At 61.5% G+C, this 20,974-nt stretch carries 18 protein-coding genes and 1 tRNA gene; 10 read left to right on the forward strand and 9 right to left on the reverse strand.

Annotated elements, in window-relative coordinates:
* Positions 1 to 243: 243 nt before the first annotated feature.
* Positions 244 to 525, forward strand: a complete 282-nt coding sequence (locus tag HYPDE_RS11800; protein ID WP_041321217.1) for a type II toxin-antitoxin system ParD family antitoxin — start codon at positions 244 to 246, stop codon at positions 523 to 525.
* Entirely contained in the window at positions 497 to 811 is a 315-nt protein-coding gene (locus HYPDE_RS11805; protein WP_041320442.1) for a type II toxin-antitoxin system RelE/ParE family toxin, read from the forward strand. The genes HYPDE_RS11800 and HYPDE_RS11805 overlap by 29 nt, the downstream gene beginning before the upstream one ends.
* Before the next feature lie 108 nt (positions 812 to 919).
* Here the strand turns inward: HYPDE_RS11805 and HYPDE_RS19375 are convergent, their stop codons facing one another.
* Positions 920 to 1,681, reverse strand: coding sequence for a hypothetical protein (locus HYPDE_RS19375; protein ID WP_015598697.1), 762 nt, complete (start codon positions 1,679 to 1,681; stop codon positions 920 to 922).
* A gap of 35 nt (positions 1,682 to 1,716) precedes the next feature.
* Positions 1,717 to 2,496, reverse strand: a complete 780-nt coding sequence (locus tag HYPDE_RS11815) for a hypothetical protein (RefSeq protein ID WP_144061259.1) — start codon at positions 2,494 to 2,496, stop codon at positions 1,717 to 1,719.
* Between the two features lie 356 nt (positions 2,497 to 2,852).
* Between HYPDE_RS11815 and HYPDE_RS11820 the strand changes: the two genes are divergently transcribed.
* The 5 genes from HYPDE_RS11820 (at position 2,853) to HYPDE_RS11840 (ending at position 14,240) form a co-directional block, all read left to right on the forward strand.
* Positions 2,853 to 3,806, forward strand: coding sequence for a helix-turn-helix transcriptional regulator (locus tag HYPDE_RS11820; protein WP_201764371.1), 954 nt, complete (start codon positions 2,853 to 2,855; stop codon positions 3,804 to 3,806).
* Positions 3,807 to 3,953: 147 nt separating this feature from the next.
* Positions 3,954 to 5,801, forward strand: coding sequence for an AAA family ATPase (locus tag HYPDE_RS11825; protein WP_015598700.1), 1,848 nt, complete (start codon positions 3,954 to 3,956; stop codon positions 5,799 to 5,801).
* Positions 5,802 to 5,830: 29 nt separating this feature from the next.
* Positions 5,831 to 6,484: a 4Fe-4S single cluster domain-containing protein gene (locus HYPDE_RS11830; RefSeq protein ID WP_081625119.1), complete on the forward strand. Its 654-nt coding sequence runs from the start codon at positions 5,831 to 5,833 to the stop codon at positions 6,482 to 6,484.
* Positions 6,485 to 6,717: 233 nt separating this feature from the next.
* Positions 6,718 to 12,849, forward strand: a complete 6,132-nt coding sequence (locus HYPDE_RS11835; protein WP_187290828.1) for an AAA domain-containing protein — start codon at positions 6,718 to 6,720, stop codon at positions 12,847 to 12,849.
* Positions 12,846 to 14,240 (forward strand): hypothetical protein, encoded by a 1,395-nt coding sequence (locus HYPDE_RS11840; protein ID WP_015598703.1) that lies wholly within the window; start codon positions 12,846 to 12,848, stop codon positions 14,238 to 14,240. Before HYPDE_RS11835 ends, HYPDE_RS11840 begins: the two co-directional genes overlap by 4 nt.
* A gap of 119 nt (positions 14,241 to 14,359) precedes the next feature.
* Here the strand turns inward: HYPDE_RS11840 and HYPDE_RS19460 are convergent, their stop codons facing one another.
* A complete protein-coding gene (locus HYPDE_RS19460) occupies positions 14,360 to 14,677 on the reverse strand; it encodes a hypothetical protein (protein ID WP_201764372.1) in 318 nt (105 codons plus the stop codon).
* Positions 14,678 to 15,002: 325 nt separating this feature from the next.
* Between HYPDE_RS19460 and HYPDE_RS19465 the strand changes: the two genes are divergently transcribed.
* The gene (locus HYPDE_RS19465; RefSeq protein ID WP_015598704.1) at positions 15,003 to 15,773 is read left to right on the forward strand and encodes a DUF2779 domain-containing protein; all 771 of its coding nucleotides are present in this window, start codon (positions 15,003 to 15,005) and stop codon (positions 15,771 to 15,773) included.
* Positions 15,774 to 15,827: 54 nt separating this feature from the next.
* Here HYPDE_RS19465 and HYPDE_RS19160 read toward each other — a convergent pair whose 3' ends face one another.
* The 4 genes from HYPDE_RS19160 to HYPDE_RS11870 all read right to left on the reverse strand — a co-directional run bounded on the left by HYPDE_RS19160 (position 15,828) and on the right by HYPDE_RS11870 (position 18,527).
* Positions 15,828 to 16,034 carry a hypothetical protein gene (locus HYPDE_RS19160; RefSeq protein ID WP_144061260.1) on the reverse strand — a complete coding sequence of 69 codons (207 nt, stop codon included), beginning with the start codon at positions 16,032 to 16,034 and terminating at the stop codon, positions 15,828 to 15,830.
* 132 nt (positions 16,035 to 16,166) lie between these two features.
* The gene (locus HYPDE_RS11860) at positions 16,167 to 16,493 is read right to left on the reverse strand and encodes a phage BR0599 family protein (RefSeq protein ID WP_015598706.1); all 327 of its coding nucleotides are present in this window, start codon (positions 16,491 to 16,493) and stop codon (positions 16,167 to 16,169) included.
* Positions 16,490 to 17,611 carry a phage tail length tape measure family protein gene (locus HYPDE_RS11865; RefSeq protein WP_187290829.1) on the reverse strand — a complete coding sequence of 374 codons (1,122 nt, stop codon included), beginning with the start codon at positions 17,609 to 17,611 and terminating at the stop codon, positions 16,490 to 16,492. Before HYPDE_RS11865 ends, HYPDE_RS11860 begins: the two co-directional genes overlap by 4 nt.
* Before the next feature lie 823 nt (positions 17,612 to 18,434).
* Positions 18,435 to 18,527, reverse strand: a tRNA-Ser gene (locus tag HYPDE_RS11870).
* 168 nt (positions 18,528 to 18,695) lie between these two features.
* Here HYPDE_RS11870 and HYPDE_RS11875 point away from each other — a divergent pair.
* A complete protein-coding gene (locus HYPDE_RS11875; RefSeq protein ID WP_144061261.1) occupies positions 18,696 to 19,289 on the forward strand; it encodes a hypothetical protein in 594 nt (197 codons plus the stop codon).
* A 45-nt stretch (positions 19,290 to 19,334) separates the two neighbouring features.
* Here the strand turns inward: HYPDE_RS11875 and HYPDE_RS11880 are convergent, their stop codons facing one another.
* Positions 19,335 to 19,607 carry a sel1 repeat family protein gene (locus HYPDE_RS11880; RefSeq protein ID WP_244437618.1) on the reverse strand — a complete coding sequence of 91 codons (273 nt, stop codon included), beginning with the start codon at positions 19,605 to 19,607 and terminating at the stop codon, positions 19,335 to 19,337.
* A 420-nt stretch (positions 19,608 to 20,027) separates the two neighbouring features.
* Between HYPDE_RS11880 and HYPDE_RS11885 the strand changes: the two genes are divergently transcribed.
* Positions 20,028 to 20,291, forward strand: coding sequence for a hypothetical protein (locus tag HYPDE_RS11885; protein WP_244437619.1), 264 nt, complete (start codon positions 20,028 to 20,030; stop codon positions 20,289 to 20,291).
* A gap of 6 nt (positions 20,292 to 20,297) precedes the next feature.
* Here HYPDE_RS11885 and HYPDE_RS11890 read toward each other — a convergent pair whose 3' ends face one another.
* On the reverse strand, positions 20,298 to 20,966 hold the full coding sequence (locus tag HYPDE_RS11890) for a glutathione S-transferase N-terminal domain-containing protein (protein WP_015598711.1): 669 nt from the start codon (positions 20,964 to 20,966) through the stop codon (positions 20,298 to 20,300).
* Positions 20,967 to 20,974 lie beyond the last annotated feature (8 nt).

Raw genomic sequence — 20,974 nt, forward strand, 5'->3', positions numbered from 1 at the left:
CCCGCCCGAACATGGCTCCGTCTCTGGGTTTCGTGCCGGACGAACGGCATCTAGGCCGAAAAACCTAGGATTTTTGAGGGCCGAGAGGGCGTTCTGGCGGAGGATGGGAAACCGGATGCAACACTGCTGCTCAGGTTCCTGCGCATCGGATCGTACTCTGGCCTGCCCCACGAGCGGTATTAATAAGTAATACTTCTTGCAACATCGTGCCGCGGACCCCATGTTGGACCCATGGAGGATGACATGGCTGAAATAGAACGACTGAGTATCGCACTCCCCACCCCCATGGCTGACACCGTGCGCCAAGCAGTGGAAGCAGGGGAATACGCTTCGACGAGCGAGGTTGTCCGCGACGCGCTCCGGCTCTGGGAGAGCCGGCGGCAACTGCGTGAGCGCGACGTGGAACTTCTCCGTCAGCGTTGGGATGCGGGCAAAGCCAGCGGCATTGCAGGACCGCTCAATATGAAGGCGCTCATTGCCGACGAGCGGGCCAAGGATGCCAAGAAAGCTCGCAAGCGTGGTTGAGGTCGTTACCTCACGGCGCGCCGAAGAAGAACTGCGGGAAATCTGGCGCTACATTGCTGCGGACAGTCCTGATGCAGCCGACCGCGTGCTGTTGCGGATCGACGCAAAGCTTAGCGCGTTGCGCGAATTCCCCGATATTGGCACTATGCGCGACGACATTCGGCCGGGCGTGAGAATGCTGGTGGAGGGGAACTACTTGCTGCTCTACGAGCACAACGAGGCAGATAGCATCATCGAGCTGGTCTCGGTCGTAGACGGACGACGCGACCTGAGCGAGTGGCTTTAGCATGAGGTTGTCAGGCCGTGTCATCAGTGACACGATTTAGGTTCTTGAGGTTTGGCGATCTCCCCCCATGGGCTGGACGCACCGGAGCGGCCCATCAGAACACACGCCTTACACAGGCCCTGGGACGAGCCCATCGAAGCGCACGCGCATCGCGTGGCCACGCCAGAGCGGTTCCGGCGGAATGACGTGATCTGGATCGAAGGCATCCTCGGCGCTGGCCAACGACACTGATGCGAAGTGCCCGATCGTGCTGACTGAAGCACAATGCTCGGCCAGACGCTGCCAATCTGCCGGCGGGCTTGCCTCAAGCGCCGGATAGCGCACTGCCCTGACCACCACCCATTCCGGTCCGCTATCGCCAACGAACCAGATGGCGGGATCGACTTGCGGATGCCCCGTCCACGACATCAGTTTCTTGCCGGCACTTTTCAGGTCATCGCGCACAACCTGAACCGCGGCATCATGGACTTCCCAATCCGTCATCTCGATGCGTTCATCACTCACAAGCGCGACTGGGTCGATGGCTAAGCCTGTGTGCGCATCGATTAATCCCCACCCGCCGGCTTCAGGTAACCAGTTTCCGGCGCGAAGCCGCATCGGCATGAGACAGGGATACCCGTTGCAGCCTTCGGCAATGCGCAGCAGACCCTCTCGGCTAGCGGGAACGTCCAACTCGCTGTCCACGTCCTCGATCCGAACGAAGAAGAGTTGATTGCCGAGACGGAACGATAGGTGCTCAAGGTAGGGTGGCACCAGCGCCGCCTTCAGCCAGCTTATCGGTCCTTGTGCTTGTGCCGCGATGTGCCGCCCGGCGGCCTGCCAGCACCGTGCAAACTGGTCGGACACTTCGTGCATCTGAATATCGTACATAGCAACAAAGCTCCTCGTGATCTTCGTCGAAGGGGTCAGACCGCCGTATTCAGAGCTAGGACGTGCAAAGCATTTGTGTCCGAATCCAAATCGATTGCCGCGTTGATCACCATCGCTGCAAAGTCCCAAATCCAAGCGGTATCCGCGATAACGATATCGTCGTCGTAGGAGAACGCGTCGAGCAAGGCACGGGCGCAGAAATACCCCGTCTGAGCGACGACATCGATTTCTTGGTGGCCGGCATAGAATGCAGTTGTCGAGGCGTGGGCGCTGGCGCCATAAGCGCTCGACTCAAGCGTGGGCATTGGCGACGGTGCCCCTGCCGCCCGGCAACGAGCCGCATCCGCTGCACCGATCGTATGTTGTGCCGCCGCCGGCGCAAGCACGCCGCTCGCGACATCGGCCGCCATCTGCTCAAAACCGGCACGGCGCAAAGCACACGGCGCAATGTGTTCGATCGCCAGTCGGGCGAAAAACGCAGCGCTGCGGCGCTCGATTTTGTCAGCCTCGCTGTCCTGCGGAGCCGGCCCAGTCGCCGGACGGTAATCCCAATCGTAGATGTTCGGCGTGCCTGTTTGAATAAACTCCGCTTCGATCATCTGACGCAGCGGCGGGAAATCGGTCTCGTCCGCAAAGTGCCAGTGATCGAACAAGCCCTGGGCGAAAGTCGTGACAGTGCGGCTATGGGCGAATGGCTTGAGGACGATCGGCATTTCGCGCGCCGCTCCGAGGGCACCAAATCCGCCCAGCGCCCACAGCCCGCCGGCAACGCCGGAGGTTATAAATGTCCGGCGATTCAAGGCTGATTGGCTCACCGCTTCCCCCTAAATCCCAATTTTCAATCTTAGCATTTCCGACGGGAAAAATGCACTGAAAACCGTCTATCATTGCGTGATTCCGGAGCTGCCAACATACTGAACTAGAATGAAAAACTACGACGCCACACCTTGATGGCGTGCGTCGCCTCAGCGCCTTGTGAAAAGCTGCTTCCCCACGTTTTTGATCGCCACGGTGCAGTCAGCCCGCGCCGCCCCGCGAGACACACCGCCTATACTCTGACGGGGTGACAAGAAGTGTCACGCTAGCGTGTCCGTGGTAAGCCTGTTGGAACGTAGCTCGAGTTCCCCGCATGTCCTTTGTCAAAGCCGAACAGCTGATCGACCTCGCGACAATGGCCGCGGCGCGCCATACCGGCATCACGCTTGACGACGTTGAAAACCGCTTTTCCGTGTCGAAGCGCACCGCGCAGCGGATGCTGCACACTCTGGAGATGAAATTCTCGGAAACGATTACGAGTCTCGACGATAGTGGGCGCAAGCGTTGGCGCCTGCCGGCCGCCCCGCTGCGCGATCTCCTGACGCTCCTACCCGACGAGTTGGCCGCACTCGATCTGGCGGTCGAGACGATGAAGCGGTCGGGGCTAACGATCGAGGCTGAGCAACTGCTGACGCTGCGGGAGAAAGTCATGGCGCTTGTGCCGCGCGCCAAGGCCGCCCGGCTCGAAACCGATCACGAGGCGTTGCTGGAAGCACAAGGACTCGCTGCGCGCCCCGGCCCGCGGCCAAAGATTGATCGCAAGATCGCGGCGGCGATCGCCGAGGCCATCAAGGCCTGCCTTATTCTGGAAGTGACGTACCAAGCACGCAATGAATCGCAGGCGACCGTGCGGCGGCTGGCACCTTATGGGCTCTTGACGGGTATCCGCCGCTACCTCGTGGCTCGACCGGCCGATGACAAGGAGACCCTCGTCAGGCTGTACGTGATGGAACGTATCTCAGACGCCAAGGCGACGAGCGAGCGCTTCGCGCGCGATCCATCCTTCAACCTGAAGGCCTTTGCGCACCGCTCGTTCGGTGTGTTCCAGAACCCGCAAGAGTATGGCGAGGTGGTCTGGCGGTTCTCGCCCCGCGCCGCCGCGCATGCCCGCGGCTTTGAGTTCCATCCCAGCCAGCAGGCCGAGGACCAGCCAGACGGATCGCTGATCGTGCGCTTCAAGGCGTCGGGGCATCTAGAAATGGCTTGGTACCTCTACATGTGGGGCGCCGAGGTTGAGATCTTGGAGCCGGCCGCGCTGCGCGAGATGGTCGCCGATCACCGGCGCACTGATTTCCCTGGACTGCCGTAGCGGCAGGAATATGGCCGCCAAGCTGGCACATGACAGTTTCTGTCATGCGAGTGGCGCTATATGCAATTCTTGAGATGAACTGTTGCTGCGTAGACGGATGTCTAGCACGCTTGGTTCTAGGTTTAGCGGAGGCGGGGGGCTTTCGAGATGAACGACACAATTTCCGCTCTCGAAAAACCACGCTGGACGAGGGACTTCCTGCGGTTCCTGCCGCTAAAGAGCCAGTTCGTATTGTCCGGCAATGTGCGGGATCGCTTTCCGCGGATGACTCCGCAAGGCGAGGTGACAATCCTGCCGCTTGTTGCCTACCTCGGTGCGGAGCTGGTCGAAGCCGGCATCGTGCGGGTCATCGCCTACGATCCGGCGCGTGGGTTCCGTCTGCCGCCGATCGTCGGGCGCGACCCCAAGACCGACCAGGCTTACTTCGCCGATCAAGGGATCACCTTCGACAGCGCAGGTTGTGCCCCCGCATCGATCGAGCGCTTTTTCGAGCTGTCGACCAAGCTCGTTACAACAGCGCTAGAGCCCACGGCGGTGATTGCGGACTTCGCCGCACGCATGATCGTCCACCCGGAACGGCTGATCGACAATGAACACCGTGGCTTTACCGGCGCGCTGGTCTCAGGCCTCACGGTCGAGCCCAAGGTCCATCCCAAGACGCGTCAGCCCTATTACAACCCTCTGATTGAGATCGTCGAGAAAGAAGGCGATCTGCCGGACTGGCTTGTCGTCAACAACCCGCGGCTGCGGCACATCCCGCTGCCCAAGCCCGACCATGTCGTCCGCCGCGCGGTCATCTCCAAGCTCTCGCGCTCCCTCAACTCGTCTGGGGAAGCGGACCCGGACGCCATCAAGAAAGCCGAGCAGGCCTTTGTCGACGGGACGGAGGGATTGCTCGTCGTCGATATTGCGAACATCGTGCAGCTCTCGCGCACCGAAGGCCTGGCCGTCACCGACGCGGCCGAGGCCGTGCGACGCTACAAGCTCGGCGTCACCGAGGACGTCTGGCGCAAGATCGATCGCGCAAAGCTCAAGGGTGCCGAACAATACGTTCAGGCCCGCGTACGCGGGCAGGATCATGCGGTCCAGCACATGCTCGACATCGTGAAGCGGGCAGCGACCGGCATTGGTGGCCGGCGCGGCGGGCGCCCACGCGGCGTGGCGTTCCTGGCAGGCCCAACTGGCGTCGGCAAGACAGAACTCGCAAAAACGATCACGAGCCTGCTGTTTGGGGACGAGAGCGCCTACATCCGCTTCGACATGAGCGAATTCTCCGCCGAGCATGCCGATCAAAGGCTCATCGGTGCGCCGCCTGGCTACATCGGCTACGACACGGGCGGCGAACTCACCAACGCCATTCGGCAAAAGCCTTTTTCCGTCGTTCTGTTCGACGAGATCGAGAAGGCGCATCCGCGCATCCTCGATAAGTTCCTGCAGATCCTCGACGACGGTGTGCTGACCTCGGGGCGCGGCGAGCGCGTCTATTTCTCGGAAAGCCTGATCATCTTCACGTCGAACCTCGGCATGACACGGGTCCTGCCCGATGGAACGCGCGTGGCGAATGCCGCCTCGGACGAGCCGCTCGATGAGGTCCGCCACAAGGTGCGGTCCGAGATCGAGCGGCACTTCAAGCTGGAGATTTCCCGGCCCGAGATCCTGAATCGCATCGGCGAGAATGTCATCGTCTTCGATTTCATCCGGCCATCAGTTGCGCGTGAAATCCTTGAGCTGATGGTTGATCGCGTCATCGATGATGTGCGGTCTGAGCAGCAGCTCACGCTGTCGTTCACGACCGATGCCAGCTCACGCTTGGAAGAACTTTGCCTGCGTGATCTCTCGAATGGAGGCCGCGGCATTCGCAACCAAGTCGAGGTGCATCTCGTCAACCCGTTGGCGCGCACGCTCTTTGCTCTCGACCCCCAGCCGGGAACGGCCGTTACCATCACCGACGTCACGAACGAGCGTGGAATTACGACGCTCACACTGGCGCAATAGGATATTTTTGAGACGGGATCGATTTTTCGATGAGTACTGAGGTGGGACTTTCGCGGGTGCATTTTCCGATCAGTGCGCTCGGACCTGGACGACGCATCGGGATCTGGTTCCAGGGCTGCTCGATCCGCTGTCCTGATTGCATGAGCCGCGACACCTGGGTGACAGCTCGGCGCAAGATCACCGTTGATGCGCTGCTTGAAAGCATCGCACCATGGCTTAGCGAGGCCGACGGTGTGACCATCTCCGGGGGCGAACCGTTCGAGCAGCCGGAAGCGCTACTTGCGCTTCTTCAGGGCTTGCGCGTGGCCGGTGGACTTCCCGTACTCACCTACTCGGGCTTCGCCTACGAGTTCCTGCGAGATCGGCATCATCAAACGCTGTCCATGCTCGATGTGCTGATCTCCGAGCCGTTCGAATCCACGATGGCCGTCAGTGCTCCTCTCTTTGGCTCAGCCAACCAGCGCGTCACCTGTCTGACCGAGCGCGGTACGGAACTGTGGCGACGGGCTGAAGCGGAGTGGTCCGAACGGGGCGGCAAGCTCGACCTCATTGCGGAGTCTGACGGTTCTATTTGGCTCGCCGGTGTTCCGGGGCCGGGCGATCTCGATCGCCTGGGACATCGTCTGGGCGGAGCCGGGATCAAGGCGCTGACCTCTGCTGGGCGCCTAGGGGGAACGATATGACTTTGTACGTTCGCGTTTGTCCCGCTTGCGGACATGGGCGCCCGCTCGACGAAGACGAATGCAACCACATTTTGGAAAGTGGTGAGGCCTGCCGCTTTCCTCTGCTGGATATCCACCCAATGCCGGCTGGCCAAAGGCCCGCCGAACAGGTCGGGCCGATTGAACCTGTGGAGCGCGCGGAAGCCACTGCGAGCGGGACAAGTCAAGAGCCGCCCGTAGATGGAGCAGATGGATTGTGCCCGAACGGCCATGCCGTCGAGCCTGACGATGTGCTGTGCCTGACCTGCGGCGCGAGGCTTGGTGCTAACCAAGAGCCGAGATCGCCAGACAAATCGGCAAGAACCATTGGCGATTGGCAAATTGTCGCCGAACTACCGCCTGCCACGACAGACGCTGACCTCTACCTCGCTCGCCGTGAGCACGACGAGACCGTTCATGTCCTGCGTCACTTCCAGACCGGCCTGGAACCAAATCAAAGTCTTTACGCCGTTCTCCAGAGTCTCGACCGTCGCGACGTCGGGAGGCTCATTGCGCACGGGCGTTTCGAGGGCCGAGCATATGAGGTTTGGGAGCATGTCGAAGGCCGGACTCTGGGTGAGTTCCGCCACAAGGTCATTCATGATCCCGATGCAATTGAGCAGGTCGCGGTTGCGTTGATCAAGACACTTGTGGCGTTCGAACAGCGTGGGCTCAGGCACGGCAATCTGCAACCGTCGGTCATTCGGGTCCGGTCGGAAGACCCTCTGACCCTTTGCGTGACCGACTTCGCATCCGCGCGAATTGCCGAGTTCGATGTCGAGGCGAGCCGGTTCCGGCAAACCAGCCGTTACATGGCCCCGGAATCTGTGGCGGAAGCCTCGACTGCTGCATCGGATTGGTGGAGTCTCGGCATCATTCTCCTTGAGATGCTGACGGATGGCCGATGCTTCGAAGGCGTGCATGATCGCGCCTTTCTGCTCCATCTTGTCGCGCGTGGCGTTGCGCTGCCGGAAGGACTTAATGCGCGGTGGCGCAACCTTCTCGAGGGTCTGCTAACGCGGAACCATGAAAGCCGCTGGCGAGCAGAGCAGGCCCTCAGGTGGACTGATGGCGAAAACGACATCGCAACGGAGTATGAGCACGGGGGCACCACGAGCAGCGGGCCAGCGATCCCCTTCGCGGATCGCCGGATTACCTCGCCCGCCGAGTTCACGTTCGTGGCAGCCGAAGACGCGAATTGGGCGGACGCGCAGGCGGCGCTCGACCACGGCCGTATCGCCAGTTGGCTCGACGACTTCGAAAAGACACCGGTACCCCTCAACACCATCAGGAATCTTACAAGCGATCAGCGGTTGAAGGAACTGAACAGCGATTTCCCGCTCGCACTCGCACTTGCAGCTCTCAATTCGAACCTGCCGTTATGCATCAGAGGTGAATTCGTCACGCCGAGGGCTTTGCTTTCTGAGCCCGAAGCCGGAATCAAATGGCTCGCACGTGAGCCCATCGCCTATTTGCGTCGCCTGAAGAGGCCAAGTGATCATTGGCTCATTTTGCTCGCGGATAGAGCTCAGCGTGTTCGATCGCGTGCCAGAGATGCCCACATCACGCTCGATGACATTGAATTGTCAGTTCTCCAACTCGCGACCTCCACAGCCGCGCTCGAACAGCGATGGAGCGGCAAGCGCGGACTATTTCCGGACAGCGATAACCCTATTCTCGCAAGTCTCATCGATCGGCGAAATCTGAACGACGAGGACCTGCTGCTCTTAGCGGCCGCGTCCATAGAGAACTTCAAGCCCGCCGAAGAGATTCTGAGGGAAGCTGAGCGGCTGGCAAAAGAAGCGGGGGTAACGGAGTTCGACCGGCAAAGCGCGATCAAGGAGCTGACGCGGCCCCGACGAGACCTCGCCGATGAGCTCGAAGCACGCGTGCCGGGTTTCGAGCGCTGCGGGCGAGAAGCGATCGACGGCTGGATGGATACCTATCGGGCCGCGAACCGCCGCATGCCCCTTTCGCGGCTTCTGGTCGTTTCGGCCATCCCCGCCTCGGATTGGGCTGAGCCGCCGCATCAAGACTACGTTCGAAATGTCGTCAGCTTCCTCGAGCGGCAAGTACTTGCAGGCATCCAACGAGGTCCGCTGGTTCAGATGCGTGCAACAGCCAGCGTCCTCGACGTGACGGGGCTTGGCAGGGTCAACCTGCAAGAACGCATTCTTGATGCGATCGTGAGCCGCGCCGACGCTGCGGTCGACCTGCCTAGAGACGCAGTGCCTGCAAACCTCATCGACAAGCTTCGGGCCATTGAATCAAAGGCTCGAACGTATCTCCGCGATACCGGCCTTGACGCCCTCTTCCTGGCGTTCCCGATCCTGACACTCAAACTCAAGAACGACGACGGTGAGAAAACGCGAATTGCTCCCGTCTTCCTCTGGCCGATCACGCTCGCGGTCCAGCGGGGGGCAGCCGGATCGGTGTCGATCGGGTTCGACCCGACACGCGAGGTTCAACTCAATCCGGCGCTGGAGACCATCCTGGGACCCGAAGCGGCGGCTCGTTGGCAAGACTGGGCGAATGATCGACTTCGTGACGGCTTCGACAGTCACACAACGGTTCTGAGGGCAGTCGCCGAGCTTGTGGAGGGCCGCGCCGAAGAGAAACTTGTCCCACTGCCGCAGGCGAAGGCGATCAAGGCGGTGAACAAGCTTGCCATGCACGCCAGTGGCGCAATCTTCCTCGCCGAATTCTCGAGCCAGGCGATCGCAAATGATCTCCGGCAGCTTCAGCAGAAGCCGCTCGAAGGCACGGCACTCGAATGTTTATTGCGCCTGAGCACGCCAGACAAACAGCCAGAGCTTGGCAAGGTCTCTCACCTCGATCGCTTCACGACACTTGAGGCTGATCCCTCACAGGAAGAGGCCGTGTTCCGCGCCCGCCATGCGCCAGGCCTCGTTGTGCAAGGGCCTCCGGGAACCGGCAAGAGCCAGACCATTGTCAATATCATCACGGACTGCATCGGCCGCGGTGAGAGCGTGCTCGTCGTTTGCGAGAAGAAGGCGGCGCTCGATGTCGTGCAGAAGCGGCTTGCAGCGGAAAAGATCGACCATCGTGCGTTCCGGATCGAGAACACGCAGAGCGATCGCGTCACAGTGCTGAACCAATTGCGAGAGCAGGTTCCTCACATTCTCGATGCGCGAACGGTGCCAGGGGCCAACGCGCTTGCGCGACGAAGCCAGATCGCGACGCAGTTTGATGCGCTCGAAGCAGATCTCGACGCCTATCACGAAGCACTCCATGTGACCGACGACCGTCTGGACCTCACTTATCGCGAGGTGCTCGCGATCATTGCTCAGAACGATGCACGCGTGGCAGATCTCTCGGTGCCGGGGCTCAGAGCACTCCTAGGCCCTTTGAGTGCAGGTGAGCTGGAGATCGTCATCAGCGACTGCTCCGGCCTTGTCGACGTCTGGCTCAAAGGCGGGATTGCGCATTCGGCACTCGAATTCCTGCGCCCGTTCGCCACTGACGCCGCGCTCGCGGCGCACATCTCCAATGACCTTACCGATCTTCGAGCTGCCGATGAGACGCGCGTCATGGCTATCACTGGGCGTAAGAGGCTCGATGCTGATCTCCAGGGCATTTTGTGCTCCGACGCCGATGCGCTCGGCCGATGGCTCGATGAGAATCAACAAGCATTGGAGACGATCCCGCCTGAGGTGCTGGAGCGTGCCAATCGCTGGCGCAGTTTTTTCGCACCAGATGGCCAGCATCTGGGCGACGCAGAGGCCGGCCGGAAGCGGCTCGCAGACCTGATCGAGCGGCTCGATTGGCTCGCCATGCCCGGCCCTGCGAGCCTCTTTTATTCTTCGGTTCGCGAATGGACGCCAGAAGAGCTTGGTGCCCTCTCCGGCGCTCTGCCGGCACTCCGCTCGGTGCCCGGTCTGTTCTCCTTCCTCAATCTTCCTCGGCTGTTGAGGCGCCGGGCGGCAAAGTCCGTGCTTTTGGGCCGTGGTGCCGCAACGGACCAAGTCGCCTGTCTCGCGCACGCGGAGGCTGCGCAGTTCGAGACGACCTTGAGGTCCACCCTCCGGGAACTTGAAGAAATCGGCGCCGCTTTCGGCGAGAGGCTCGGCTGCCCAGCAGATCGCACTCAGATGCTGGAGGTGGCGCGATCTCTGGCAGGTCACCTGAACGACTTCCGGGATCTCGCAGATCGCCTCGAAGCAGCTCCTGTTGCGGGTCTGTGGCCGCACGTTGAACGGTTCGCCAGCGAGATCAGCACGAGCCGCCGGGACACACGCATACCACCGCTCGCCCCCCTCCTGACCGCGCTCGATTGCGCAAGAGCTGTGGCGGCCTCCAATGCGCTGACCCTGAAAGGTGTGGAGCGTGTCGCCCGCTATCTTACAGAGGAGGCACTGGACGGTATCAAAAGGTCCATCAGGATCGAATCGTCGCTCCCGTTCAATTGGCAGGCGGTCCACGAGGCGATGCCGGCTTTGGTGCCGCTTCAGACCTTCCGGCTTCGTCAGGCCCAGTTGTCGCCGGTGGCCCGTGCGGTGTTTGTCGAACTAGAGCCGGTCGCCGACGCGCTCCGTTCCTATGCAAGCCCGTGCGATACGGTTGCTGCCCTGATGCGCCGTGAGGCGGCGGCCGCCTGGAAGGGCGAAATCGAAACCCGTCACCCGCAATTGCAGCGGATCAGAACTCAGCTCGAGTCCGATATCGCAAAGCTTGAGTCCCTCGATAGCCAGATGCGGGATGTCAACAGGCGCTACCTCGCGCATATCGGCCCTAATGGCATCCGGGGCACTCAGGATTGGTCGCGGATCTGGTCGATCGGCGGCGTCAACGCTCAGCGCCTGCGCCAGATCTTTGAAAAGGGGCGCAGCCTTGGCCTCTTGAAACTACGGCCTGTCTGGCTCGTCAACCCTGACGTGGCAAGCCGCATGCTTCCCCTCGAGTCTGGGCTGTTCGACGTGGTGATTTTCGACGAGGCTTCGCAGATGCGTGTGGTGAACGCTCTGCCGGCGCTCTACAGGGCGAAGCGCGCCATCATTAGTGGCGACGAGAAACAGTTGCCGCCAACCAATTTCTTCGGGACGCGGGCCGAGGCCAGTAGCCCAGCCGACGATGACACGGATGATCCCTGGTCGAATGTTGATGGAGATCCGGTCGAAGACGGCGCAGATGCGGAAGCGAACGTCGGGTCGATCGACCCGCGGGAGTTGGCGGCAAGCGAACGCCATATCAAGGACTGTGAGGATCTCCTTACATTAGCGACGGGCTTGCTACCGCCGGCAAGCCTCGACATCCATTATCGGTCTGCCTACCGCGAACTGATCGCCTTCTCGAACGCGGCCTACTACGGCGGCAAACTCAATGTCCCCGTGCGCCGGCCAGTCGATGACGTGAAGCGCGCAAAGCCGATTGAGATTCACCGTGTGGACGGACTCTACCGGGACCAGACGAACGCGGACGAGGCCGGTGCCATCGTCAATCTGCTTGGCGAGCTTTGGGCCTCGTTACCAACACCGCCCACGGTCGGTGTTGTCACCTTCAACATGAAGCAGGCCGAGCTGATCGAGGCACGGGTTCGCCAGCGCGCCGACGAGGATCGCAAGTTCGCGCGCTCACTGGACCGGGAACGGACGCGCTCGGCGGATGGCGAGGACGTCAGCTTCTTTGTCAAGAACCTGGAGAACGTCCAGGGCGACGAGCGCGACTGGATTGTGTTCTCGACAACCTTCGGGCGGGATGAGAACAGCGTCTTCAAGCGTGTATTCGGCGTCCTCAACCAACAAGGAGGTGAACGCCGGTTGAACGTCGCCGTAACGCGCGCCAAGCAGAAGGTCGTGTTGGTGACTTCCATGCCCACCGCCGAGATATCGAGTTTCATCGGCCAACGTCGAGCGCCGACAATGGCACGCGACTACCTCCAGGCGTATATGCGATACGCTGAACTCGTTCATGACGGTGAGTTCGAGGCCGCACAAAGCATCCTCGGCGCATTCGACAGCGTGCCACGCTATGGAGGGCCGCATTTGGATCTCCAGTCCGATGCGTTGGTCCTTCAGGCCCTCGATGCTCTCCACCGAGACGGGTTCGACGCCTCCCTGATGCCCCCAGAGGATGCCTTTAGTCTCGACATTGCCGTTACCCATCCCGAGACAGGGCTTTATGCGCTCGGCATCGAGTTCGACAGTCCGCGCCACCACCTGCTCCGCCAAGCCCGAGCGCGGGAAGTGTGGCGCCCAAAATTGCTCGCCCGCTCGGGCCTCAGTCTTCACCGAATCCAATCATCCGCGTGGGTGCAGGACCAAGCTCGCGAACGCGAGCGTCTGATCCTTGCCGCCCGCACGGCGATAGCCAGGGCCAGAGCCGCATGAGCAAACTCGTTTGGGTGAACTACAAGATCTCGGATGCCGAAGAGCGCGAGACTCGCCGCAAGATCGCTCTGATCCGTTCCATGCTGGAGCGCTGCGCGCGGCTGCAGCAAGAACTCGCAAAGCTCGAGCCGGTCGCGGGCGAGAACTGGAGCGAGATGCTCAACCGCTATCGCAAGCTTGTCGATGCGAACAAGTGGAACGATTTTGTCGATGACTACAACCGGCTCTACGACGAGCTTCCGGAGGTAGAGCGCCGGCTCGAAAAGGAACTGACGGAAGCCAAGTCGAAAAGGCTGCGCCTCGAATTGACGGCGGCAACGCTCTTGGCATCAGCAGCAACGACGAGCGAGCGAATGGAGCTTGAGGCAATCTCAAAAAGGGCCGATGGCCTTTATGCCGGCAAGTTTCAGGAAGCACAGGCAAAGATCGAGCAGATCATTCGGCAACGCATCAAGACACCGCTTGATGTCGCCGATCCAGCATTGACCAACGATCAGATCGCGCTTGCGCGAGACCTTCTGGCGGCGTCTCCAACGGGGAGCTCGACGGTTCTGACGAAAGGCGGTCTTGGAGAGCCGGGACAAGCACCGTATGGCGCCGATGCGATGGACGCTGCGACTCCGCCCGGGCGCATAATCCAGCTTTCGGAAAAGCTGTCACGGCTCGATTCCGACCTCGTGTCGGTCAGCGATCTCGTCGCCCGGCTGCAGGAACTGCCGGCAAAGAGCCTCACCGAGCGCGACCTGCTCATCGACTCGATCGAACTCGAGGCGCAGGACCGCCTCAACATGGCAAAGCGGAAAAGAGAGATCGACGCGGTTATTGATAATGGTCTTGCCTGGTTGACCCCATTCCAGTCGCTCAGCGCTGAGACCCTCCGCGAGCGGCTGACGGTCGCCGCCAGTGGGGGTGACCTTGCGGCGGCGCGCAGTGCATCCGACGACGCTCGGGCGTGGGCGGAAGCCGAGGGTAAGCGCCGGGATGGCGAGCGCATTCGCTCCGTGCTTCTGAGCGAGCTGCAAGAACTCGGCTATGAGGTCAATCTGCAGGGCTCCGCCTGGGACGAGGGGAGCCGCATCACGATCCAGAAGCCCTCTGAGCCGAACTACGACGTGCAGCTCAGCGCTGCGCCCGGCGGCGCCATCCAGTCGAAAGTGCGTGCCTACGATCATCTTGGCCGCAGCTCCGGCGTTAATCGCCGTGATGTCGAAGTCGAACAAGGCTGGTGCGATGAGCTCGCGCGAGTGAACAAACTGCTTGCGCAGCGTGGACTGATCGCAGAGATCGTTCATCAGGAGGGTCCCGGATCGAGCGAGCAGAAGCCCTTGCCGGCGCGAACGGAGCGTGACGTCCATTCGACCACGGCAAGGCCAATCGAGCGGAAGGCGTGAGGCCGGCAATACCCTCAGACGGGCCGGAGTGAGGCACAAACGGGAACATTCAGATGCGAGTATCTCCCTTCGGACTTTCCAAGTCGAAGATCACCGCGTTCGAGCAGTGCCCTAAAAGGCTATGGCTGTCGGTTCACCGTCCGGAACTCGCCGAGCGGGACGAGGCCACAAACGCCCGACTGGCCGCCGGCCACGAGGTCTGAGCCATTGCCTGCGCCCTGCTGCCGGATGGCGTAATGGTCGAGGCTGTTCCGGACCTGTCGGCGGCGCTGGCCGCAACGTCCGCCTTGCTCGATAGCGGCGAGCGCCGACCGATATTCGAGGCAACGCGGCAGTCCGATGGCGTCCTGGTGCGCATTGACGTGCCTGAGCCGGACGACATCGGTGGTTGGCGTATGGCGGAGGTGAAGAGCACGACAGCGGTGAAGGACTATCACGTCGGAGACCTTGCAACGCAGATATGGGTCGCGCGTCAGGCTGGCGTGCTGATCAGCAGCGCAGCCATTCGGCATATCGATAGCGGTTTTGTGCTTGAGCGGGCTGGCGTCTTCGACGGCCTGTTCGCGGATGCAGAGCTATTGACCGAGGTCAAACCGATTGTCGCCGAGCGCAGCGATGTTGTCGCCGCGGCTCGGACCACGCTGGCCGGCCCAGAGCCGGACATTGCGCCGGGGCCGCAGTGCGAAACTCCATTTGCATGTGAATTCGCTCAGCATTGCCATTCTGGTCTCCCGCCCGGACCGGAATGGCCGGTAACGGTTCTTGCCCCACGGGGGCGGCAAACGTTGGCTCGAGCAAGGCATCGACGACCTGCTGGCGGTGAATGCCGACGATCTAACCAGCCCAGTTCACAAACGTGTCCATCAAGCCACCGTATCCGGTGAAGCTTATCATGACGTCACCGGCGCGCGTCGGGATGTGGCCGATTGGCAATTCCCGCGCAACTGGCTCGACTTCGAAACGATCGCTTTTGCCGTGCCGCGCTGGATCGGGACACGACCCTACCAACAGATTCCCTTTCAATTCTCGGCGCATGTTGAGACCGCCGACGGGGAGATCGGACACCGGGAATTCCTGAACTTGGATGGCACGGATCCCCGTCGGCCATGCGCCGAAGCGCTAGTTGCGATGATCCCGGCAACGGGCGCGGTCATTGGATATAATGCCAGCTTCGAGAAGCGCTGCATCCTCGAACTCGCCGAGGCTTTTCCTGATCTCGCCAGTGAGCTTCGCGGCATCGCTGCACGCGTGGTCGACCTGCTGCCAGTCGCGCGAGCACACTGGTATCATCGCGATCAACGGGGCAGCTGGTCGATCAAAGCCGTACTGCCGACGATTGCGGCCGATCTGGACTACGCCGGCCTGGACGTGAAGGACGGCAGCGAAGCCCAAAGCGCCTACATGGAAGCCACAGACCCTGGCACGACTGTTCAAAGACGAGCCGCTATCGATGCTGCGCTGCGCGCCTATTGCAAGCGAGATACCGAGGCAATGATCGTGCTGGCTCGTCGGCTTTGCGCCGGTCCGGATTGACCAGAAGCACATCGGACTCAGGAGTTAGAAGCAGCGCTCATTAGCGGAAGTGACTCATCTTTTATCCGGGCGCAACGGCCAGCTGCTCTTCATCGCCGGCGTGTCGGTCAGGAAGCGGAGGACCGCACCGATGATGCCGATTACCGTGACGGCGATGCCCGCCTTTTCCGAGCCGAGCAGATCGACCCAGTCCGCCGCCTGAAGCACACCGAGCACGGCAAGGGCCGCGTTGAAGGCGAGCGTCTTCCACCCCTTGAGCATGAGAACCTCCAAAGATAAGCGCCGCATTCGCGGCAGGGCGCATGAGCCGGTTCGCGCCGCAGACGACAGCACCGGACGCGCCGCCGCCCGCGGGCGAAAAAGATCAGGCTTCATTCATTGAGAGTGCGCCGGTCACTTCGAGATGGATCGGCCGAACGTTGGCGGGCTGCACGCGATAGATTGGCCGGCGCACGGCATTGAGGCGGGCTTTCGCAAACCATTGAGCGAGCCGCCGCTGTTGTTGTCGCCCTGCTTGACGTAGCCCAGGGCAAAGTCGTTGCCCGGCATGTGCGGAAAGCCGCCAAAGTTGATGACGTTGGCGAAGCGGTTGCGGCAGGTCTCAAAGCGCTTGTCGCAGCCGGCGGTGATGGCGAACGTGTCGCCGGCTTCAATCGGCCGCGGCATGGGCAGGAACAGCGACAGCCGCACATTCGGCGTACCTTGCGCATGCGCCTTCACCTCGATCGCAAGTCCTCGAGCTGCTGGTGCAGCGTCGGATCGGTCGCCTCATCGATCGCGCGGCCGAGGGCATCCACGGCGTTGGATGCAGTGCGCGCCACAAAATCCCAGGCACGGCCAAGGGCGGTCGTCGTCTCAGCCGCATCGATCAGCGATGGCGCAAGACCATCGAAGAGCCGTTTCTGGGCGCCCGTCAGATCGTTCTGCGCCGCGAGCGTCTTGATGAGGAGCCGCGTCCGGTCGTCATAGCCGCCGACCTTGGCGTTCAAGAGATCGACGCCCTTGCCCGGATCGGCGAAGGCCTCAGTGAGCTCCTTGGTGGCCGTCTCAAGGTCCTGGCCGGTGGCCGCGGCGTAGTTCTTCGCCGCGACAATCAGATCGCCGAATTGATCGATGCCGATCCGCCCCGAGCGGAGAAACGCCACCTCCATGTCGCGCGCTGCCGCAACCGAAACCCGCCCCGCCGTTACGGCGCTGTCCGCAATCCGGTTGAGTTGGTCGACGGTGGCCCCTGCGGCACGACCGATGCCCGCGGTCGCAACCTGCAGTTCCTTCTGCGCCGTAATCGTGCTGTTGTACGCATAGAGCGCGGTCCCGCCCACGGCGGCGAGACCGGCGACGAGCGCCACTGTCGGCGAGATGAGCCCGGCAACGACGCGGCCGAGTTCCTTGAGGACACCGCCGACACCGAGGCCCGAGCCCGCAAAAATCTGCGCGATCTGGGTGCCCTGCTGGGCCAGGATCGTGAGCGGGCGTTGTCCGCTTGCCAGGCCCACGACCACGTCGTTGATCTGATAGCCGAGGTTGAGGATCTGATAGTTTGCAAGGCGCGCGCCGTCGCCGACGCCCTTCAACGCCTTCGCGGTGGCGTCGAAGCGCGTGGGCGCCAGCTGATGAGCGGCCGCCTGCTCCCCAGCCGAAATCGCGCCCGCCTTGACGAGAGCATTGGCCTCGGCGATCTCGGTATTGAGTTTCGCCTGCGCCGCACCCAGCGGATCAATCTGCGCCCGTAGCGCTTGTGTTCGCCGTGCGAGGTCTTCGCTCGCTCGTGCCGCGTCCTCGAAGACTCTGGCCGAGTCACGTGCCGAACCGGCGCCCGATGGGCCGACTCCCAACACCGCGTTGAACTTGCGCTGCGCCTCATCCGCGCTGGCCGCCTGCCGCGCCGCCTGCGCCAGGCGCTGAAGACGCTGCGTCTCGCGGTCGGTTGCGGCACCGGCGGCATCGACGGCCGCCGCGGTCTTGTTGAAGGCGGCCTCAGCCGAAGCAGGCCGCCGTCGGCATCGAACGCATAGGCGCGGCCGGACTCAAGAAGCTCGAATCCGCTCTCCTCTCCCCGGTAGACGAGGCGCTCGCCCACTCGGCCGCCCACGCGGAAAACGAGATTGAGAGCGTCTGGGCCAAAACGCGATACCTGGACGACCTCCGCTATCCCGGCTGGATCAAGGCCGCGCAGGCGGGCTCCAGGTTTTATGTCCTCAAAATTGTGCATCACGATTTCCACCCCTTGCGAGGATAAATCGTCGATTGCGCTGCGGAAGACAACGAAAACTCGGAGGTCTCAGCCGGCCTTTCTCATGCCGCCGCCAACGGCCACCGCGCGGCGTCGAGCCCCCCAAGTGCGGATGCGGTCATTGCGAACAGAAAGGAATGGTAGCGAAACGCGTCGCAACGCGTGGTTGGAACTCAGTCTCTTTCGCTGCTGCGGCCGTCTATCGAACAGCGTAGAGCGAAGGGAAAGGTTAAAGCATTGAGCGGCTTACATTTCCATCGCCGTACCGAATGGGCCGCAGTCCACAGGTCCGGAGAAAAACGGCGGAGAGAGAGCCAAATTCAGCCGACGCGCGGCAACCGCAGTTCAGAGGTCAGCTGCTTAAGCCCGCGTTTCCTGGGAATTTTGGGGGCGAACTGGGGAGCGGAGAATGTTCGGCTGGGTAGAACTGGCGGAGACGGAGGGATTCGAACCCTCGATACGCCTTTAAAGCGTATGACGATTTAGCAAACCGTTGCCTTCAGCCACTCGGCCACGTCTCCCCAAATCAGCGGGTCGGAACCCTATAGAGGCGAGCCCGCCGCAATGCAAGCAACAGGCCCCTTGTTTCCAGGACCTTTCCCGTCCAGGCCAACGTTGCCCTATTCGCCGCCGCAAAGTCGTCCTAGTGTCCTGAAATCAATGTGTCTCTCAGCGGGATGGGGGCCGCGGTGACGATCGCGATGAAATCATGTCTCTACGTCGCATCGCTTGTGCTGTTGTCCGGCACGGCGGGGGCAGCGGAGATTTGCGTCAAGTGCACTGGCCCGGATGCGAGCTACGATTGTGTCGTCAACGGCTCAGCTCCGGCCGATACGGTCACGAAGCTCTTCTGCATTACGACACTGGCGAAAGTCGGTCCGCACGCAAGCTGTGCCATTGACCGCAGCAGCGTTTCTCCGTGTCAAGGAGAGCGGAAAGAGTTCACAACTCCTGTGCGTATTGACGGGCCCTTCGGTGGCGCACCGCAACGGGACGCGAGCACGAGCGCTCCCGAGGTATCTCCCAACGGCGTAGCGCCGGTAACCGGCCAAGAACACGGCCATGAGCAGCCGCCCCCGCAAGCTGCGGGCGACTCACCGCCGAAGACCGTGCAGGAGATGGTTGAAAAGAGCCCGGTTTCCGCGAGCCTCGCTGAGACGCAAAAGACCGCGGGTAATGCAGCGAAGTCGGCCGGCACCGCTCTCGAAAAAGCAGGCTCCGCAGTCGGATCTGCAGCGAAGACGTCGTGGAAGTGCCTCTCCTCGTTCTTCTCGAACTGCTGAGAATCCGCTGCCGCTACGAGCAACCGCCCGCAGCACGCTGCCCGCTCAGTGGACCGAGGAGAGCCACTCGCGCGCGAGTTTTTGCGCCCTGATGATTTCAGTCTTGCTCATATCCCGAGCGAGTTCAAGCCGATACCGCTTGGCTTCGCCATTGCCACGCAGCGCCGAGATATTGAACCACTTGTGAGCTTCGACGAGATCGATCGTCCCGTCGCGTCCCGTGCAAAAGCTGAGGCCGAGTTCAAAGAGCGCGTCATGGTGACCGCCTTGAGCTGCGTATTCCCCAATCTCACGCGAGGACATGTCCATACGCGACATTTTAGTTCTCTCCAATGAGCGCCACAACGCTGGCGAGGGTTTGCGATGGCATCGAGCCTTGTCGACATCTCGCCTTCGCGGCGCGCAATCAGAATTGCAGCGGATGGATGAAATCTCGTAAAAAGCTCCGCAAAATTGCTGTAATACTTAGGGAAACTTCGTTTCATCGCGGACAAAATTCGGCGAAAAACGGCACATTTCGTCCGAAATGCGGCACGCGGTTACGAGCCCTTAACGGCGGTTGCTATCTTTGGCTAACCATGTTTTGAATCCGCCGATGAGGCGGGTCCTCCGTCACGCGGGGCGGCGAGACATTCAGCCGGGGTTCAGCCTCTGTTTGGTAACCATGATCGCGTTGACGTGAAACGTCTTCGCCGAGGGGGTTCGGAGGTCCGGGATGGCATGTTCCGGACGAGGGATATGAAGCAGACATTCGTTTGCCGTACGCTTGCGCTTGCGAGTTTTCTGGCGTTTGCGGGCTGTGCTCAGGATAGTGGTTCCCGGCCGTCCTATATTGGGCTTTCGGACTTGACTGCCGCAGAGGCCAGCGCCCTGGCCGCGCCGGCGGAGGCACCGTCGGATGCAACGCGCTACGTGCAGTCGAACAAGGTCCTCAGTGCGATGGCATTCCAGCGCGTCACTGGCCGCACAATCGACCCTGAGCGTCTGAGCGGGCACGAGTAAGTTTTTTTACGCTTGCTTGTTGCGCGAAACCTGAGGCTTCCTCAACGCCAATCCTCTTGCGACTGAGGGGCGTTCCGCGATGCGCGAGAGCCAACCTTCGATGTTCGGAAATTTTCGAATGTCCTGGCCTAGCTCGGGCCAGACACGTGTCCACGTAAAATTCGCGATATCGGCAATCGAATACGCACCTGCAATATATTGGCGACCTTGCAGACGCTTTTCGAGGATGCCGAAGAGACGCTCCACCTCTTTCGTGTAGCGATTGATTGCATAAGGGATCTTTTCAGGCGCTGAGTACCGGAAATGCTCGCATTGCCCTGCCATGGGACCGAGCCCGCCGACGTGCCAGAATACCCACTGATCTATCTCGGCCTTGGCGCGTTCGCTTGAGGGGTAAAACGCACCGAACTTGCGGCCGAGGTATTGGAGAATGGCGCCGGATTCAAAAAGCGACAGCGGTTGCCCATCCGGGCCATCCGGATCGACGATGGCCGGGATACGGTTATTCGGCGAGACGGCGAGGAACTCTGGCGCGAACTGCTCGCCTTTATTGATATCTATGAACTCGGCGCGATACGGCGCACCCAGCTCTTCGAGCATGATCGAAATTTTGTATCCGTTCGGCGTCGACCAGAAGTAAAGCGTGATCGTCTCGTCCAGTCCGTCGTCCTGCATGTCCGTCC

Origin of the sequence: Hyphomicrobium denitrificans 1NES1 (assembly GCF_000230975.2) — a bacterium.
In the GTDB taxonomy this organism is placed as follows: domain Bacteria; phylum Pseudomonadota; class Alphaproteobacteria; order Rhizobiales; family Hyphomicrobiaceae; genus Hyphomicrobium_B; species Hyphomicrobium_B denitrificans_A.